The sequence below is a fragment of the Acidovorax sp. GW821-FHT09B03 genome, assembly GCF_059418305.1.
Map to the genome: position 1 here is coordinate 88,149 of NZ_JBWKPP010000002.1, position 17,170 is coordinate 105,318.

A 17,170-nucleotide genomic window follows, 5' to 3' on the forward strand; every position below is an offset into this window, starting at 1 on the left:
TCAGGCCCTCAGGCCACCGGTGGCACCAGGATTGTAGGCGCGGCGGGGGCGGCCAGCTCGGGGTAGTCGCGGCTGAAGTGCAGGCCCCGGCTCTCGCGGCGCATCTGTGCGCTGCGCACGATGAGCTCGGCCACCTGCACCAGGTTGCGCAGCTCCAGCAGGTCGCGCGTGACGTGGAAGTGCGAGTAGAACTCGTGGATCTCGCCCTGCAGCAGCGCGATGCGGTGGGCCGCGCGGTCCAGGCGTTTGTTGGTGCGCACGATGCCCACGTAGTCCCACATGAAGCGGCGCAGCTCGTCCCAGTTGTGCGAGATGACCACGCACTCGTCGGCGTCGGTCACGCGGCTGTCGTCCCACTGCGGCAGCGTGGGCAGTTCCACTGCGGGGGCCGCAGCGATGGCCTGTGCGGCCGCGCGTGCGAACACCATGCATTCGACCAGCGAGTTGCTCGCCAGGCGGTTGGCGCCGTGCAGGCCGGTGCAGGCCGTCTCGCCGATGGCGAACAGGCCGGGCAGGTCGGTGCGTCCCGCCAGGTCGGTGAGCACGCCGCCGCAGGTGTAATGCGCGGCCGGCACCACGGGAATGGGTTCCTTGGTGATGTCGATCCCGAGCTCGGCGCAGCGCGCCAGGATGTTGGGAAAGTGCTCCTGCAGGAAGGCCGGGCTCTGGTGCGAGATATCGAGGTGCACGCAATCGAGGCCATGGCGCTTCATCTCGTAGTCGATGGCGCGGGCTACCACGTCGCGCGGCGCCAGTTCGGCGCGCTCGTCGTGCTGGGGCATGAAGCGCGTGCCGCCGGCCGCTGCGGGCAGCTTGAGCAGGCCGCCCTCGCCGCGCACGGCCTCGGTGATCAGGAACGACTTGGCGTGCGGGTGGTACAGGCAGGTCGGGTGGAACTGGATGAACTCCAGGTTCGCCACGCGGCAGCCCGCGCGCCAGGCGGCCGCGATGCCGTCGCCCGTGGCGGTGTCGGGGTTGGTGGTGTACAGGTAGACCTTGCCGGCGCCGCCCGTGGCCAGGATGGTCTGCGGCGCGCGGAAGGTGATGACCTCGTCGGTGGCTTCGTCGAGGGCATACAGGCCCAGGCACCGGTCGGCTCCCTTGGCGCCGAGCTTGCGCGCGCTGATCAGGTCCACCAGCGTGTGCTGCTCGAACAGGGTGATGCCCGGCGTGGCGCGTACCACGTCGATCAGGGTGCGCTGCACGGCCGCGCCCGTGGCATCGGTGGCGTGCACGATGCGCCGCGCACTGTGGCCGCCTTCGCGCGTGAGGTGCAGGGCGCCGTCCTCCAGCGAAAACGGCACGCCCAGCTGCTGCAGCCAGGCAATGGCCTCGGGCGCGTTCTCCACCACGAAGCGCGTGGCGGCCAGGTCGCACAGGCCGGCGCCGGCCACCAGGGTGTCGTCCACGTGGGCGCCGAAGCTGTCCCCGTCGGCCAGCACGGCGGCGATGCCGCCCTGGGCCCAGCCGCTGGCACCGTCGTGCAAGTGGCGCTTGGTGATCACGGCCACGCGGTGCGTGGGCGCCAGGTGCAGGGCCGCGGAGAGACCGGCGAGGCCGCTGCCTACGATGAGAACGTCGAAGTCGTGAGATGCCATGGCTTGCAGGGGTGAATGGAGGCCATGGCCGCCCGCCATGGCCGAAATCAGGCGGTGGTCGTCGTCAGGCGGGGGTGTACGCCAGGCGCACGTAGATGGGCGCGAAGGCCTCGGCCTGGGTGATTTCGATCAGGGTTTCCTTGGCGAGCTCCAGCAAGGCGATGAAGGTCACCACCAGCACGGTGCTGCCGCGCTCGGGCTCGAAAAGCTCTTCGAACTCCACGAAGCGGCGGCCCTGCAGCGTCTTGAGCACCATGCTCATGTACTCGCGCACCGAGAGTTCCTCGCGCGTGATCTTGTGGTGCTGCACCAGCTTGGCACGCTTCATGATGTCGCGCCAGGCCTCCTGCAACTCCACCACGTGCACGTCGGGAAAGCGCGGCTGCAGGCTCTGCTCGATGTAGACCTGGGCCTTGAGGAAGTCGCGCCCGTACTGCGGCAGCTGCGACAGGCGCATGCCGGCCATCTTCATCTGCTCGTACTCAAGCAGGCGGCGCACCAGCTCGGCCCGGGGGTCCACAGGCTCCTCGCCCTCGGCCTGCTTCTTGGGCGGCAGCAGCATGCGCGACTTGATCTCGATCAGCATCGCCGCCATCAGCAGGTACTCGGCGGCCAGCTCCAGGTTGCGGCTGCGGATCTCCTCCACATACGCCAGGTACTGCTTGGTCACCCCCACCATGGGGATGTCCAGGATGTTGAAGTTCTGCTTGCGGATCAGGTACAGCAGCAGGTCCAGCGGCCCTTCGAAGGCTTCGAGGAAGACCTCGAGCGCGTCCGGCGGGATGTACAGGTCGTTGGGCAGGGCGAACAGCGGCTCGCCGTACAGGCGCGCCAGGGCAACCTGGTCCACCACGTCGGGCATGCCCTGGTCCTGGACTGCGGCATCGGCTTCGCTCGCGCTGCTGCTCATCAATTGCTATGAAATAAAGAGCTTCAAACGCTTTGTGAAAAAGCGTTGGAGGCCGTTTTCATGCCGATAACCCGCTCAGTCGGCGTTGGTCTGGTAGACGTAGGGCTTTTGCTCGACCTGGCCTTCTCGGTACTCGCCCCAGATCTTGCGGTCCACCTGCTTGTCCCACAGCAGGGCGCGGCCTGCCACCTGCTGGGCGTCGAGCTCGGGCCGGCTCGCCTTGAGCTGGTTGATGAACTGCGTGGTGTCGGATTGGTAATCGGGGCGGCGGAAAATGGACATGGACTGGTAACCTCTTTTCCCTGATTTTACCGGGATGACCCCATGCCCCCATTTTTTCGTGCCCTGGCAGCTGCCATCACCACCCTGGCGCTGCTCGCCGCCGCCGGCTGCGACCCCCAGCGCATCAGCGAGCTGCAGCCCGGCGTGTCCACCGAGGCGGACGTGCGCGACCGCTTCGGCGTGCCCGAAAACACCTGGAACGAGGCCGACGGCAGCCGTACCTTCGAATACAACCGCCAGCCGGCCGGCCAGGTCAACTACATGATCGCCATCGGGGCCGACGGCAAGCTGATCGCCGTGCGCCAGGTGCTCACACCCGAGAACTTCGCCCGGGTGCAGCCCGGCATGGGCATGGACGCCGTGCGCCGCCTGCTGGGCAAGGCCGCCAAGGTGTCGCCGTACCCGCTCAAGGACGAGATCCATGTGCAGTGGCGCTTTGCCAACGCGCGCAACGAGTCGCAGGTGTTCACCGTGGTCCAGGGGCCGGGCGCGAAGGTGCTGCGCACCGAGACCGGGCCTGATCTGGATGCACCGGAGCTGAAGGGCGGAAAGTAAGTAGCTGCTATTGCTGTGCGCCGGGCTGTGCGGCCAGCCGGTCGGCGAAGCCCGAGCGCTCCATCAGCGAGCGCGGCTGTTCGTGCAGGTGCACGATGTGCAGGGTTCCGCCGCGCTGCTCCACCGCCTTGAGCACCTGGCCGAGGGCATCCAGGCCGGTGGTGTCGAGCGCCACCAGCTCGCTCGCGTCCAGCACCAGGCCCACGCCCGCGGGGCCGGCCTCCACGGCCTGCACGATGGGGTCGATCTTGGCAGCCGCGCCGAAGAACAGGGCGCCGTGCAGGCGCCAGGTCTGGGGCGCCCGCCCCGGCGTGGCCGCGGCGGCAGGCGGTTGCAGTTCGGCCTTGAACAGCCCGCTCATGCGCCGCACGAACAGGGCGCAGGCCATGAACAGGCCCACTTCCACCGCCACCGTGAGGTCGAACACGACAGTGAGGAAGAAGGTGCCCAGCATCAGCAGCCGGTAGTGGTTGCTGAACTGGCGCAGGCGCACGAACTCGTGCCACTCGCCCATGTTCCAGGCCACGAACAGCAAGATGCCCGCCAGCACTGCCAGCGGGATGTGCAGTGCCAGCGGGGCCGCGGCCAGCACGATCAGCGCCAGCGTGGCGGCATGCACGATGCCGGCCACCGGCGAGGTCGCGCCCGAGCGGATGTTGGTCACCGTGCGCGCAATGGTGCCCGTGGCCGGCATGCCGCCGAAGAAGGGCACGACCAGGTTGGCCACACCCTGGGCCATGAGCTCCTGGTTGGGGTCGTGCTTGCGGTGGTGGCTGTCGGTGGCCAACTGGTCGGCCACGCGCGCGCACAGCAGTGATTCGATGGCGCCCAGCAGGGCGATGGTGAGCGTGGGCGTGACCAGGAGGCGCACCGTCTCCCACGAGAAGTCGGGCAGCTCGAAGGCCGGCAGGCCCTGCGGAATGCCGCCAAAGCGCGAGCCGATGGTCTCCACCGGGAATTCGAGCGCCCAGGCCAGCAGGCTCAGCGTGACCAGGGCCACCACGGGCGCGGGCACGCGCGCAAAGCTGTGCACGCTGTAGCCATCCATGAGCCGCACCACGGGCGAGCCCTTCATGAACAGCCGTGGCCACACGAACAGGCCCACCACGCACACGGCGCCCAGGCCGAAGGCATAGGGGTTGAAGCTGCCGATGTGTCGCGCCAGCGTGGCCACCTGCGAGAAGAAGTCGCCCGGCATGCGCGCGATGGACAGGCCCAGCCAGTCCTTGAGCTGCGATAGCGCGATCAGCACGGCGATGCCGTTGGTGAAGCCGATGACGATGCTCACGGGCACGAAGCGCACCAGCGTGCCCAGCCGGAACAGGCCCAGCAGCACCAGCAGCACGCCCGCGCAGGCGGTGGAAATGAGCAGGTTGGCCACGCCATAGCGCTCGACGATGCCGTAGACGATGACGATGAAGGCCCCCGCGGGCCCGCCGATCTGCACGTTGGTGCCGCCCAGCGCCGAGATCAGGAAGCCGGCGATGATGGCCGTCCACAGCCCTGCGCCCGGCGGCAGGCCGCTGGCGATCGCAAAGGCCATGGCCAGGGGCAGGGCCACGATGCCCACGGTGATGCCCGCGCCGACATCGGCCAGGCAGCGGCTGCGGTTGTAGCCGCTCAGGGCATCGATCAGCCGCGGGTGGAAGGCGAAGGACAGCTGCATGGCAAGGAGGGCACCAGTGTATTCCCCGGCACCGCAGGCGCAATACCGGACCACGGTGCCGCAGAGGGATGGAAGGTGCCGGGGGGCAAGCATTTCCTGTGCCGGCCCCTGGCATGGCGCGGTTCTGGCGCAGTGCTTGCTTGTTCTCGTGCCATCTCCACTGTCCGATGACCGCTGTATGCTGATGGACCGACCCATGCCCGATCCTTCCCCTTCACCCCTCCTCGACCCCGACACGCCCGAGTCGCTGCGCCACGGCACCTACGAGGACGCACAGGCCATCTTCGCGGGCACGCTGTTCGTGGCCATGGCGCTCATGCTGTTCAACCAGGCCGGCCTGCTGGTGGGGGGCACGGCAGGCATCGCCTTCCTGGTGCACTACATCACCGGGGTGTCGTTCGGCAAGCTGTTCTTCCTCGTGAACCTGCCGTTCTACTGGTTCGCCTGGACGCGCATGGGGCGCGAGTTCACGCTCAAGACCTTTGTCTCGGTGGCGCTGCTCTCGGGCCTGACCGAGCTGTTCCCGCACGTCATGCACGTGGACTACCTCAACCCGCTGTTCGCCTCGCTGCTCGGCGGGCTGCTGCTGGGCACGGGCTGCCTGTTCCTGGCGCGCCACCGCTCCAGCCTGGGCGGCGCCACGGTGCTCTCGCTGTACATGCAGGACCGCTACGGCATCCGCGCCGGCAAGGTGCAGATGGGCATCGACGGCGCCGTGGTGCTGATGGCGCTGTTCATCGTGCCGCCGGAGCGGGTTGCGTACTCGGTGCTCGCGGTGCTGGTGATGAGCGGCTTTTTGTGGATCAGCCACCGGCCGGGCCGCTACGTCGGGCACTAAGACACTGTTCGCGATCCCCTGCGAGATCGCGCACAGGTTCTTGTGCCGCTCAGAACCGGTACAGATAGCCCGCCGTCACGGCCGGCTGGCTGGACCGGTTGACCAGCGGGCTGTCCTTGATGGCGCTGCCCAGGCGCGTGACGCCCATGTCCACGAACACCCATTGCCGCGGCGCCAGCGTGTAGCCCAGGCGCACGCCGGCCTGCAGGTTCACGGCCGAGCTGCCCTCGTAGGCCGGGCGGCCGAGGCGGGCCTCGCTGGCCTGCACGCCGTAGTAGTAGTCCACGGTCTTGCGGTCCTGCTGCTGCAGCGCCAGGCGCGGCGTCACATCCCAGGCGCCGAGCTGGAAGCGGCGCTCGGCCTTGAGCGTGAACTGGCGCCCCTTGCTGTGTCCCGAGGCATCGGCCAGCAGTTCGGCCGAGAGCTGCACCGGCCCGGTGTCCCAGGTCGCGGCGGCGCCTAGCCACAGGCTGCCCTTGCGCTCGTGCATGCCGGCCAGCCAGGGTGAGTCCTCGGCCTCGTAGCCCTCGAAACCGAAGCGCGAGCGCAGCCGCAGGCCCACCGGGCCCAGCGAGGGCAGCTTGAAATCCACCCCGGGACCCGCGATGTGGATCCAGCGGTTCTCGTAGGTCAGCAGGGGCAGGGGTTGCAGCTTGTCGTCGAAATCGCGGTAGGGCTTGCGGTCGGCGCTGACGGCCAGGCCCAGGCCCCAGCTGGAGGCGCCTGCCTCCTGCGCCTGGGCGCTGGCTGGCGCCAGCAAGGGCAGCGTGGCGGCCAGTGCCGCCAGAAGGTGGATCGATGAATGCGGGAGGCGAATCGTCATGGTCTCAATTTCCACAAGAAGAAAAGGATGCGGGGCAGGGCGGACCTGCGTGGACAGGGGGCCGCAGCGGTGGTAGCTTTGCCGCGGCAGGCCGGTGGACTGTAGGAAGGCTTTCTTAGCCTGCCGTTAGCCACCCTGCATGGCGCTGCTCACGGCCGGCTAAGAATCCCGCGCTAGGCTTGCGCTGCCCCATTTCCCGAGGAGACCCCGTTGCGCGCATTGCTGGTGGAAGACGACGACATGATCGGGCGCGGCCTCACGCACGCGCTCAAGGGCGCGGGCTGGTCGGTGGACTGGGTGCGCAATGGCGAACTGGCCCACAGCGCCCTGGCCGATGGCGACTACAGCTGCGTGCTGCTGGACCTGGGCCTGCCCGGGCTGGACGGCACCGAGGTGCTGCGCCGCGCGCGCTCGCGCGGCGACCTCACGCCGGTGGTGGTGCTCACGGCGCGCGATGGGGTCGAGGACCGCGTGCTCGGGCTCGATACCGGGGCCGACGACTATCTGCTCAAGCCCTTCGAGATGACCGAGCTGCTGGCGCGCATGCGCGCCGTGGTGCGCCGGCGCAGCGGCGCCGCCCAGTCGCTGCTGGGCAACGGTGCCGTGCAGCTGGACCTGGCCACGCGCGAGGTGCTGCAGGATGGCGTGCGCGGCGCGCTCACGGCGCGCGAATTCGCGCTCTTGCATGCGCTGCTCGAGCGGCCCGGGGCCATCCTTTCGCGTGAGCAGCTCGAGAACCGCATCTACGGCTGGGGCGAGGAGGTCAGCAGCAATGCCGTGGACGTGCTGATCCACGGCATGCGCCGCAAGCTCGGGCCCGACGCCATCCGCAACGTGCGCGGCCTGGGCTGGCGGGTGGCGGCGCCATGAAAGGCGCGGTGCCCGAGGAGGCTCCCCGCTGGTACCGACCCCGCTCGCTGCGCGGGCAGATCGTGCTGTGGCTGGCGCCCTGGATCCTGGCGGGCGCCGTGGTGGCCGGCGGGGCCTTCTGGGCCAGCTACAGCGCGCTGATCCACACCTTCATGCAGTACCAGATGGAGATACTGGCGCGCTCGCACCTGTCCGGCGGGCCGGTGCGGGCAGGCCCGGCAGAGGCTGCGGTCGAGCCGCTGCCCCTGCTCAGCCGCACCAACATCGTGGAATGGGGCGCCTTCGTGGTGCAGGTCTGGTCGGCTGATGGGCGCCTGCTCGCCACCTCCGGCCCCGACATCGGCGTGCCCCTGCAGGCCGCGCCCGGCCACCAGCGCCTGCGCACCAGCGATGCCTGGGCACCGGGGTGGCGTGTCTACTCCACCCCCGCGGCCGGGCAGCACCTGCACCGCGTGCAGGTGCTGCAAAGCGAGCAGTTCCTGCAGGAAGAGGTGGCCGTGCGCACCCTGTACGCCATCGTGCCCCTGGCCCTGCTGGTGCCCGCGCTGCTGTTCACGCTGTGGCGGGTGGTGGGGCGTGCGTCGCGCTCGCTGCGCACCGTGGCCGACGAGGTGGCGCAGCGCAACGACCGCAGCCTGGGCGCCATTCCCATGGGCCGCGTGCCCGAGGAGATCGTGCCGCTGGTCGGCTCGTTCAATGCCCTGCTGGAGCGGCTGGACGAGGCCTTTGCCGCCCAGCGCCGCTTCGTGCAGGACGCCGCGCACGAGCTGCGCACCCCCATGGCCGCCATGGCGCTGCAGATGGAGAACCTGCAGCCGCTACTGCCCCCGGGCGAGGCGCGGCAGCAGTTCGCCCAGCTCGATGCCGGCATGCGCCGCGCCCGGCACCTGATCGGCCAGCTGCTGCGGCTCTCGCGCCAGGAGGCGCCGGCGTCCATGGGGCTGGCGGCCGAGCCGGTGGACATCACGGCCCTGCTGCGCGAAAGCGTGGGCCAGCTCATGCCGCTGGCGGACCAGCGGCGCATCGAGGTGGGCTTCAGCGGTGCCTGCGCCGTGCGTGTCGATGCCGTGGCCAGCGACCTGCGCAGCGTGTTCGACAACCTGCTGGACAACGCGCTGCGCTACACGCCCGAGGGCGGTAGCGTCGAGGTGCGGCTGCACCCGCTGGCGGGTGGCCCGGTGGTGGACATCGTCGACACCGGGCCCGGCATACCGCCCGAGCTGCTGGAGCGGGTGTTCGACCGCTTCTTTCGCGTGCCCGGTGCTGCCGCCGACGGCAGCGGCCTGGGCCTGGCCATCACCCGGGCCGCGGCGCTGCGCCATGGGCTGCGGGTGGAGCTGCGGGCGCGGGACGACGGGCTGGGGGGCCTGGTGGCCAGGGTGCACCTTGCTCATGCGGGTGTAAGCCAGGGCTAATACGGGCCTGAGTCGCGCTGCCTAGAGTGGATGGACTCCCATCCCTTCAAGGTTCTCGCGATGAAGACACGCCTCTTTTCCTCCCCCGCCCTGGCCTGGTCCTGGGCCCTGCTGGCGCTGTCGGCGCTGGCCATCGGCCTCTTTTCGCTGCGCTATGCGCTGCCCGGCATGCCCTTGCCGTCGGACCTGCCCAGCCTCGCCCTGTCGCCCCGGCCTTTCGTCGTGCATGCGGTCAGCGCCTCGCTGGCGCTGGTGCTCGGGCCGCTGCAGTTCGTGCCGGCCTGGCGCGCGCGCTTTCCGGCCCTGCACCGCTGGGTGGGGCGTGCCTATGTGCTGTCGATTGCCGTGGCCTGGCTGTCGTCGCTGCCGCTGGCCGTGAACGCCATGACGGGCGCGGTGGCCGCCACCGGCTTCATTGCGCTGGGCCTGGCGTGGATGGTGACGACCGGCATGGGCCTGGCGCGCGCGCTGCAGCGGCGCTTTGCCGAGCACCGGCGCTGGATGGTGCGCAGCTTTGCGCTCACGGCAGCCGCCATCACGCTGCGCATCTACCTGGGTGCCAGCATGGCGGCCCAGGTGGACGAAGCGCTGTCCTACCCCTTCATCGCCTGGCTGTGCTGGGTGCCCAATGCGCTCGTGGCCGAGTGGTACCTGCGGCGCAAAGGCGGGGCGCAGCGCCCGCAGGCGCTGCAGTTCCAGTAAGGCTCAGCGCACGCGCATGCCCGGCGTGGCGCCCGGCCAGGGGTTGAGCACGTAGATGCCGGGGTGGGCTTTCTCGTCGCCATGGCTGGCGGCCAGCACCATGCCTTCGGAGACACCGAACTTCATCTTGCGCGGTGCCAGGTTGGCCACCATCACCGTGTGCTTGCCGATCAGCTCGGCCGGCTGGTAGGCGCTGGCGATGCCGCTGAAGACATTGCGCGTGCGGCCCTCGCCCACGTCCAGCGTCAGGCGCAGCAGCTTGGTCGAGCCTTCGACGGGCTCGCAGTTCACGATCAGCGCGATGCGCAGGTCGATCTTGGTGAAGTCGTCGATGCCGATGGTCGGCGCCAGCTCTTCGCCGCCGGGGGCCGCCACTTCGGGGGCTGCGGCTTCCGGCTGGGCCGGGGCTTCGAACAGCGCATCGAGCTGCTCGGGCGCCACGCGCTGCATCAGGTGCTGGTAGGGGGCGATGGCCTGCACGTCGCCGGCCACGGCCCAGCGCTGCATGTCGCTGCCGACAAAGCCTTCCACCGCGCGGGCCAGGCCCGGCAGCACGGGCGCCAGATAGCGTGTGAGCACCGCAAAGGTGTTGATCAGCACCGAGCACACCTGGTGCAGGGCCTCGTTGTTGGCGGCGTCCTTGGCCAGGTCCCAGGGCTTGTTCTGGTCCACGTAGGCGTTGACCCGGTCGGCCAGCAGCATGATTTCGCGCGTGGCCTTGCCGAACTCGCGCGCCTCGTACAGCTGTGCCAGGCCGTCGCCTGCGCTGCGCACCTCGGCCAGCAGGGCCGCGCCGTCGGTGCCGAACTGCGTGGTGAGCTTGCCGTCGAAGCGCTTGGTCAAAAAGCCCGCCGCGCGGCTGGCGATGTTGACGAACTTGCCGATCAGGTCGCTGTTCACGCGGGCCATGAAGTCATCGGCGTTGAAGTCGATGTCCTCATTGCGGTTGGACAGCTTGGCCGCCAGGTAGTAGCGCAGCCACTCGGGGTTCATGCCCAGGCCCAGGTACTTGAGCGGGTCCAGCCCGGTGCCGCGGCTCTTGCTCATCTTCTCGCCGTTGTTGACGGTGAGGAAGCCGTGCACGAACACGTTGTCGGGCGTCTTGCGGCCGGAAAAGTGCAGCATCGCGGGCCAGAACAGCGTGTGGAAGGTCACGATGTCCTTGCCGATGAAGTGGTACTGCTCGGTGTCGGGCGCAGCCATGTATTCGTCGAAGCTGCGGGTGTCTCCGTGCTTGTCCTTGGGGCCGCCCTTGTCGAACCAGTTCTTGAGCGAGGCCAGGTAGCCCACGGGTGCGTCGAGCCACACGTAGAAGTACTTGCCCGGTGCGTCGGGGATCTCGATGCCGAAGTAGGGCGCGTCGCGCGAGATGTCCCAGTCGCCCAGGCCTTCGCTGGTGGTGCCGTCCGGGTTGGTGCGGACGGTGAACCACTCCTTGATCTTGTTGGCCACCTCGGGCTGCAGCTTGCCGTCCTGGGTCCAGTTTTCGAGGAACTCCACGCAGCGCGGGTCCGAGAGCTTGAAGAAGAAGTGCTCCGAACTCTTGAGCTCGGGCTTGACGCCCGACAGGGCCGAGAACGGGTTGATCAGGTCGGTGGGCGCGTAGACCGAGCCGCAGACCTCGCAGTTGTCGCCGTACTGGTCCTTGGCGTGGCACTTGGGGCACTCGCCCTTGATGAAGCGATCGGGCAGGAACATGTTCTTCTCGGGGTCGAAGAACTGCTCGATGGTGCGGGTCTCGATCAGCGAGCCGTCGGCGCGGTCGCGCAGGTCGCGGTAGATCTGGCGCGCCAGGTCGTGGTTTTCCGGGCCATCGGTGCTGTGCCAGTTGTCGAAGCTGATGTGAAAGCCGTCCAGGTACTGCTTGCGGCCGGCGGCGATGTCGGCCACGAACTGCTGGGGTGTCTTGCCGGCCTTCTCGGCCGCGATCATGATCGGCGCGCCGTGCGTGTCGTCGGCACCGACGAAGTTGACCGCGTTGCCCTGCATGCGCTGGAACCGCACCCAGATGTCGGCCTGGATGTACTCCATGATGTGGCCGATGTGGAAGTTGCCATTGGCATAGGGCAGGGCGGTGGTGACGAAGAGCTTGCGTGCGGATGACGTCATGGGTCGTACTTTCTCAGGCGGAACCCGCGATTTTAGGCGCTCGGAGCCATCCTTTGCCCCGGCAGGGGCAGATGCCACAATGCGCGCCATCCAGAACAACAGGGGGACAGCATGGCCAAAGTGCGCTGGGGCAGGTGGGGAGCAGGGGTGGCAATTGCCGTGCTGGCGGGGGCGGCTTACCTGGCCTGGTGGCCGGTGCCGATCGCGCCGGTGGCCTGGAGCGCGCCTGCCGCGCCCGACTACCAGGGCGTGCATGCGCCCAACCAGCGCCTGGCCGGGCTGCGCATGATCGACCTGAAAGGCGAGATCGGCCCCGAGCACATTGCGCTGGGCAAGGACGGCAGGCTCTACACCACGGTGCTGAGCGGCAACATCCTGCGCATGAACTCCGATGGCTCAGGCCAGGAAGTGTTTGCCAACACCGGCGGGCGCGTGCTGGGCTTCGACTTCGACGCGGCGGGCAACCTGGTCGCGGCCGATGCGGTCAAGGGCCTGCTGTCCATCGCCCCCGATGGCAAAGTCAGCCTGCTCACCGACCAGGTGGGCCCCGGCGACCCCATCCGCTATGCCGACGGCGTGGTGGTGGCCCAAAGCGGCAAGATGTACCTGAGCGACGCCTCCACCCGCTTTGCGCCCCGGGACTGGGGCGGCACCTTCGAGGCCAGCGTGCTCGACATCCTGGAGCAGGCCAGCACCGGCCGCGTGCTCGAATACGACCCCGCCACGCGCGCCACGCGCGTGGTGGCCCGGGGCATCAGCTTTGCCAACGGCGTGGCGCTGAGCCAGGACGAAAAAAGCCTGTTCGTCAACGAAACCGGCAAGTACCGGGTGTGGAAGATCGCCGTGGATGCCAACGGGCTGGACATCGGCAGTGCCCAGCCGGGCCCGCAGGCCCGGGTGCTGCTCGACAACCTGCCCGGCTACCCCGACAACCTCATGCGCGGGCGGGACGGGCGGATCTGGCTGGGCTTTGCCAAGCCGCGCGGCGCCGCCATCGACAACATGGCCAGCAAGCCCTGGCTGCGCAGCCTGACCCTGCGCCTGCCGCGTGCGCTGTGGCCCATTCCCAAGCCCTATGGCCATGTGATCGCCTTCACCGACGAGGGCCAGGTCGTGGCCGACCTGCAGGACCCGGCGGGCGCCTACCCCGAGACCACGGCCATCACCGAAACGGCGGACCGGCTGTATGTGCAGAGCCTGCACGCGCATGGCCTGGGCTGGCTGCCCAGGGACGTTCTCAAGGCGCCGTAGCGGACTTGCGCGGCGGCCAGCGGCCCCGCAATCAGCTGTGCATGAGCGTCTTCACCTCGGCGCCGGTATCCGTCCAGCCGAAGAACTTGCACACCTCGGCGCGCATGGCCAGCGTGTCCTCGCGGCCCAGGGCCATGAGTTCGCGCGTGTAGCCCGACTCGAACAGCAGGTAGCTGGCCAGGGCCGCGCCGCGCACGTCGGCCATGTTGGAGGTGACGCCCAGGGCGCCGAGCATGGCGCGCACGGGGGTGGGCAGGTTGCCCACGTGGCGCGCGGCCACGGCGTCCAGGCGCTGCGAGGGGGCGATCACCAAGAGCTCGATGGGGCGCAGCGCGCTCTTGGCGCGCACCTCGGGCGGGATCAGCGAGAGCGTCTGGTTCACGCGCTGCACGCGCTCCACGTCCACCGAGAGTGCATCGAGGAAGATGTTGGACAGCGCGTGCCCGGCGATCTGCGCCAACGAGGGGTAGGTCGGCGTGGGGTTGGCCGAGGCATCGCCCTTGGGTTCGTGCATGCGGCCGGCGCCCACTACCAGGATGCGCTCGGCCCCCAGGTGGATGGCCGGCGCGATCGGTGCCGACTGGCGCATGGAGCCGTCGCCGAAGAACTCCATGTGGTCCCCCATGCTGATGGCCTTGGCCGGGAACACGAAGGGAATCGCCGAGGAGGCCAGCAGGTGCTCGTGCGTGATGCGGTCGCGGGCCGCCTTGCGCTGCGAGCGCACCCAGGGCTGCAGCGGGGCGTCGCTCTCGAAGAAGGTCACGTGCTCCCCCGAGCTGTAGCTCGACGCCGTGACGGCCAGGGCCTTGAGGTGGCCTTTTTTCAGCAGGCGCGGCAGGCGCACAAGCGGCACCATCTTGACCAGCAGTTTTTCGAGCGGCGCATTGTCCAGCAGCGAGCGCGGGCGCATGCGCCGCCAGCGCGCCAGGGCCCAGCCCAGCGACAGCAGCGACAGCCAGCGTGCACCGCTGCGCAGCACGCTCAGCGAGTCCGCCCGGTACACCTGGTGCGCATGGAAGTCGCGCCAGACGCGCGCGATGCGGCGCACAGCGCGGTCGAAATGGTCGGCCCCGCAGGCCAGCGCCGCCGCATTGATGGCGCCGGCCGAGGTGCCGGTGATGATGGGAAAGGGGTTGGGCTCATTGCCCGCGCCACAGGCCAGGCGCAGGTCGGCAATGGCTTCGAGCACGCCCACCTGGTAGGCCGCCCGGGCGCCGCCGCCCGTCAGCAGAAGGCCCGTGATGGGAGGGGCTGGTGGGGCAGGGCTGTCGGGTGGGTGCATCGGCGCGTGCGTGGGAGCTTTATCGGCAGTGCCAAGTGTGCTGCGTTGCGGGAGGCCCGCCACATGGGGAAACCCGCATGGCGGGGGGCGGGTCAGGCCTTGGCGAGAAGGAGGGAGGCGACGCCCGGGCCCTGCAGCACGGTGATGCCGTTGTCGCGCGCGAAGAGGCGGGCGTTGTCGGAGAGCTGGCCCTGGGTCATCACGTAGATGCCGCTTAAGGCCCCCTCGGCCTGCATGGCGGCATGCAGCTCGCGCACCGGCTCGATGCCATGGGTGGCGGCCTTCCAGCGTTTGGCACTGACCAGGGTGGCCTGGCCGCCCTTGGCCACGCGCAGGTCCACGGGGCCTGCCTTGGGCTTTTCCACCGTGCAGCCATCGCGCACCCAGGCGGCCTCCAGCGCATCGGCAAACTGGCGCCAGGGCATGCTGTTCACGGCGCCCAGCATTTCCTCGACCTTGGCGGGGCTCGGCGCCCGCAGCTGGCGCCAGGCCGCAATGCAGCCCACGACGAAGATCGGCAGCGTGCCCACGGCGCCGACATAGGCGTACTCGCGCGGCAGCAGGGCGCCGGCGCCCAGTGCGATCACCCCCACCACCAGGAAGCTGACCCACCAGGGCGAGCGCAGCAGCACGGCAAACAGGGATTTCTCGGCCATCTTGAATTTCACGGGGGGCTTTCGGGAGTCGGTGACAGAAGGGGGGAAGACGCGCATTGTCCCGCACTTGGATCGGGGAAGTTCCTCTTCGATAGACTACCTCCCCCACAGGAGTTAATTGCATGGCAGTCACCGAACAGGGCCTTCTGGCCGCACTTTCCAGCGTACAAGACCCGCACACGGGCAAGGACTATGTCAGCACGCGTGCGCTGCGCAATGTGCAGATCAGCGGCGGCGACGTGGCCTTCGAGGTGGAACTCGGCTACCCGGCCAGGAGCCTGGTGCCCGAGCTGCGCCGCAGCCTGGTGGCCGCGGCCAAGGGCGTGGCCGGGGTGGACAACGTCTCGGTCAACATCACCACCAAGGTGGTGGCCCACGCCGTGCAGCGTGGCGTGCAGCTGCTGCCCCAGGTGAAGAACATCATTGCCGTGGCCTCGGGCAAGGGTGGGGTGGGCAAGAGCACCACGGCGGCCAACCTGGCCCTGGCCCTGGCGGCCGAGGGCGCCAGCGTCGGCGTGCTCGACGCCGACATCTACGGCCCGAGCCAGCCGATGATGCTGGGCATCAGCCGCCGCCCCGAGAGCGAGGACGGCAAGACCATGGAGCCGCTGGAGAACTACGGCGTGCAGGTCATGTCCATCGGCTTCCTGGTCGACCAGGACGAAGCCATGATCTGGCGCGGCCCCATGGCCACGCAGGCGCTGGAGCAGCTGCTGCGCCAGACCAACTGGAAGGACCTCGATTACCTGATCATCGACATGCCGCCCGGCACCGGCGACATCCAGCTCACGCTGTCCCAGCGCGTGCCCATGACCGGCGCGGTGATCGTCACCACGCCGCAGGACATCGCCCTGCTGGATGCCAAGAAGGGCATCAAGATGTTCGAGAAGGTGGGCGTGCCTATCCTGGGCATCGTCGAGAACATGGCCGTGCACGTGTGCAGCAACTGCGGCCACGTGGAGCACATCTTCGGCGCCGATGGCGGCAAGAAGATGGCGGCCGACTACGGCATGGACTACCTGGGCGCGCTGCCGCTGGACATGCAGATCCGCCTGCAGGCCGACAGCGGCAAACCCACCGTGGTGGCCGACCCCGATGGTGACGTGGCGCAGATCTACAAGAGGGTGGCGCGCACCGTGGCCGTGAAGATCGCCCAGCAGGCCAAGGACTTCTCGTCCAAGTTCCCGACCATCTCGGTCAGCAAGGACACCTGAGCGTGCGCCCGCGCAAGGCCCGGCAACCGGGCGGTGAAGGGGCGGCGCGGCGATGAACCTGCTGGCCGCCATGCGCTACCTCGTCTCCCTGGACGAGCACCGCCATTTCGGCCGGGCGGCGCAGGCCTGCCACATCACCCAGCCGGCGCTGTCGAACGCGCTCAGGGCGCTGGAGGAGGAGTTCGGCGTCGTCATCGTGCAGCGGGCACGCTCCTACGTGGGCCTGACCCACGAAGGCGAGGCCGTGCTGGCCACGGCGCAGCGCATGCTGCGCGACAACGAGGTCCTGCGCCAGGAGCTGCGCAGCACGGAGATCGCGCCGCAGGGGCGCCTGCGCATGGCCTCCACGCCCACCGCGGTGCCAATCCTCTCGCGCTTTGCCGCCCTGCTGCAGGCGCGCCACCCGGGCATCCTGCCCGTGGTGTTGTCCATGAGTTCGCAGGAGCTCGAGCAGCGGCTCGAAGATTTGTCGCTGGACCTGGCCGTGGGCTACAGCGAGCGCATGCAGGCCAAGCGCGTGAACCTGCGCTCCTGGCCGCAGTGCAACGAGCACTACTACCTGCTGCGCCGCGCGCGCACGCCCGACCCGGACCGCCTGCGCATCGGCCCCCCCATGCGCTGGAAGGACGCGGGCCAGCTGCCGCTGTGCCTGCTCACCCCCGACATGCACAACCGCTTCATCATCGACGAGGCCTTGCGCGAGGCGGGCACGCCGGTGCCGCCGGCCATCGAGACCAACTCGGTGCTGACCCTGGTGCTGTCCGTGCTCTCGGGCGAGGTGTGCAGCGTGCTGCCGGGCGCCATGGTGGCCGCCGCGCGCAGCGAGCGTGGCCTGGAGGCCCTGCCCCTGGTCGCACCCGAGGTGCGCACCCCCATCGGCTTCATGACCCAGCGCGGCCCGCGCGTGTCCCGGGCGCTCGAAGCGGCTCTGGAACTGCTGGACCTGCCTGCCTGGCGCGACCATGTGGCGGAACATTGCGGAGAGTTGAAGGACTGATC

At 69.2% G+C, this 17,170-nt stretch carries 16 protein-coding genes; 8 read left to right on the forward strand and 8 right to left on the reverse strand.

What is annotated here, in order from left to right:
* Nucleotides 1-8: 8 nt before the first annotated feature.
* The 3 genes from nadB to AC07PA_RS03785 all read right to left on the reverse strand — a co-directional run bounded on the left by nadB (nucleotide 9) and on the right by AC07PA_RS03785 (nucleotide 2,790).
* The gene (gene nadB, locus AC07PA_RS03775) at nucleotides 9-1,598 is read right to left on the reverse strand and encodes an L-aspartate oxidase (protein WP_494604255.1); all 1,590 of its coding nucleotides are present in this window, start codon (nucleotides 1,596-1,598) and stop codon (nucleotides 9-11) included.
* Between the two features lie 64 nt (nucleotides 1,599-1,662).
* Nucleotides 1,663-2,508, reverse strand: coding sequence for a segregation and condensation protein A (locus AC07PA_RS03780; protein WP_494604257.1), 846 nt, complete (start codon nucleotides 2,506-2,508; stop codon nucleotides 1,663-1,665).
* 75 nt (nucleotides 2,509-2,583) lie between these two features.
* Complete coding sequence (locus tag AC07PA_RS03785; RefSeq protein WP_007861239.1) at nucleotides 2,584-2,790, reverse strand: DUF3460 family protein; 207 nt, start codon at nucleotides 2,788-2,790, stop codon at nucleotides 2,584-2,586.
* Between the two features lie 42 nt (nucleotides 2,791-2,832).
* Between AC07PA_RS03785 and AC07PA_RS03790 the strand changes: the two genes are divergently transcribed.
* Nucleotides 2,833-3,345 carry a hypothetical protein gene (locus AC07PA_RS03790; RefSeq protein ID WP_007861248.1) on the forward strand — a complete coding sequence of 171 codons (513 nt, stop codon included), beginning with the start codon at nucleotides 2,833-2,835 and terminating at the stop codon, nucleotides 3,343-3,345.
* Nucleotides 3,346-3,352: 7 nt separating this feature from the next.
* On the opposite strand, the gene AC07PA_RS03795 is transcribed toward AC07PA_RS03790, so the two are convergent.
* Nucleotides 3,353-5,011 carry a SulP family inorganic anion transporter gene (locus tag AC07PA_RS03795; protein WP_494604259.1) on the reverse strand — a complete coding sequence of 553 codons (1,659 nt, stop codon included), beginning with the start codon at nucleotides 5,009-5,011 and terminating at the stop codon, nucleotides 3,353-3,355.
* Between the two features lie 196 nt (nucleotides 5,012-5,207).
* Between AC07PA_RS03795 and AC07PA_RS03800 the strand changes: the two genes are divergently transcribed.
* Nucleotides 5,208-5,849, forward strand: a complete 642-nt coding sequence (locus tag AC07PA_RS03800) for a YitT family protein (RefSeq protein WP_494604261.1) — start codon at nucleotides 5,208-5,210, stop codon at nucleotides 5,847-5,849.
* 49 nt (nucleotides 5,850-5,898) lie between these two features.
* Here AC07PA_RS03800 and AC07PA_RS03805 read toward each other — a convergent pair whose 3' ends face one another.
* A complete protein-coding gene (locus AC07PA_RS03805; protein WP_494604263.1) occupies nucleotides 5,899-6,672 on the reverse strand; it encodes a MipA/OmpV family protein in 774 nt (257 codons plus the stop codon).
* A gap of 210 nt (nucleotides 6,673-6,882) precedes the next feature.
* Between AC07PA_RS03805 and AC07PA_RS03810 the strand changes: the two genes are divergently transcribed.
* The 3 genes from AC07PA_RS03810 to AC07PA_RS03820 are packed head-to-tail and all read left to right on the forward strand — an operon-like array spanning nucleotide 6,883 to nucleotide 9,659.
* The gene (locus AC07PA_RS03810) at nucleotides 6,883-7,542 is read left to right on the forward strand and encodes a response regulator (protein WP_007861256.1); all 660 of its coding nucleotides are present in this window, start codon (nucleotides 6,883-6,885) and stop codon (nucleotides 7,540-7,542) included.
* On the forward strand, nucleotides 7,539-8,957 hold the full coding sequence (locus AC07PA_RS03815; RefSeq protein ID WP_494604265.1) for a sensor histidine kinase: 1,419 nt from the start codon (nucleotides 7,539-7,541) through the stop codon (nucleotides 8,955-8,957). The genes AC07PA_RS03810 and AC07PA_RS03815 overlap by 4 nt, the downstream gene beginning before the upstream one ends.
* 60 nt (nucleotides 8,958-9,017) lie before the next feature.
* A complete protein-coding gene (locus AC07PA_RS03820; RefSeq protein ID WP_494604267.1) occupies nucleotides 9,018-9,659 on the forward strand; it encodes a DUF2306 domain-containing protein in 642 nt (213 codons plus the stop codon).
* 3 nt (nucleotides 9,660-9,662) lie between these two features.
* Here AC07PA_RS03820 and metG read toward each other — a convergent pair whose 3' ends face one another.
* Nucleotides 9,663-11,768 carry a methionine--tRNA ligase gene (gene metG / locus AC07PA_RS03825; RefSeq protein WP_145695600.1) on the reverse strand — a complete coding sequence of 702 codons (2,106 nt, stop codon included), beginning with the start codon at nucleotides 11,766-11,768 and terminating at the stop codon, nucleotides 9,663-9,665.
* Nucleotides 11,769-11,879: 111 nt separating this feature from the next.
* On the opposite strand from metG, the gene AC07PA_RS03830 reads away from it, so the two are divergent.
* Nucleotides 11,880-13,019, forward strand: a complete 1,140-nt coding sequence (locus AC07PA_RS03830) for an SMP-30/gluconolactonase/LRE family protein (RefSeq protein ID WP_494604270.1) — start codon at nucleotides 11,880-11,882, stop codon at nucleotides 13,017-13,019.
* 31 nt (nucleotides 13,020-13,050) lie between these two features.
* Here AC07PA_RS03830 and AC07PA_RS03835 read toward each other — a convergent pair whose 3' ends face one another.
* Together AC07PA_RS03835 and AC07PA_RS03840 are read right to left on the reverse strand one after the other, a co-directional pair.
* On the reverse strand, nucleotides 13,051-14,301 hold the full coding sequence (locus AC07PA_RS03835; RefSeq protein WP_494604272.1) for a patatin-like phospholipase family protein: 1,251 nt from the start codon (nucleotides 14,299-14,301) through the stop codon (nucleotides 13,051-13,053).
* A 92-nt stretch (nucleotides 14,302-14,393) separates the two neighbouring features.
* Nucleotides 14,394-14,969 carry a restriction endonuclease gene (locus tag AC07PA_RS03840; protein ID WP_494604274.1) on the reverse strand — a complete coding sequence of 192 codons (576 nt, stop codon included), beginning with the start codon at nucleotides 14,967-14,969 and terminating at the stop codon, nucleotides 14,394-14,396.
* Nucleotides 14,970-15,079: 110 nt separating this feature from the next.
* Here AC07PA_RS03840 and apbC point away from each other — a divergent pair, with 110 nt between their 5' ends.
* Together apbC and AC07PA_RS03850 are read left to right on the forward strand one after the other, a co-directional pair.
* A complete protein-coding gene (gene apbC / locus AC07PA_RS03845) occupies nucleotides 15,080-16,171 on the forward strand; it encodes an iron-sulfur cluster carrier protein ApbC (RefSeq protein WP_494604276.1) in 1,092 nt (363 codons plus the stop codon).
* Between the two features lie 52 nt (nucleotides 16,172-16,223).
* Complete coding sequence (locus AC07PA_RS03850) at nucleotides 16,224-17,168, forward strand: LysR substrate-binding domain-containing protein (protein WP_494604278.1); 945 nt, start codon at nucleotides 16,224-16,226, stop codon at nucleotides 17,166-17,168.
* Nucleotides 17,169-17,170: the final 2 nt, after the last annotated feature.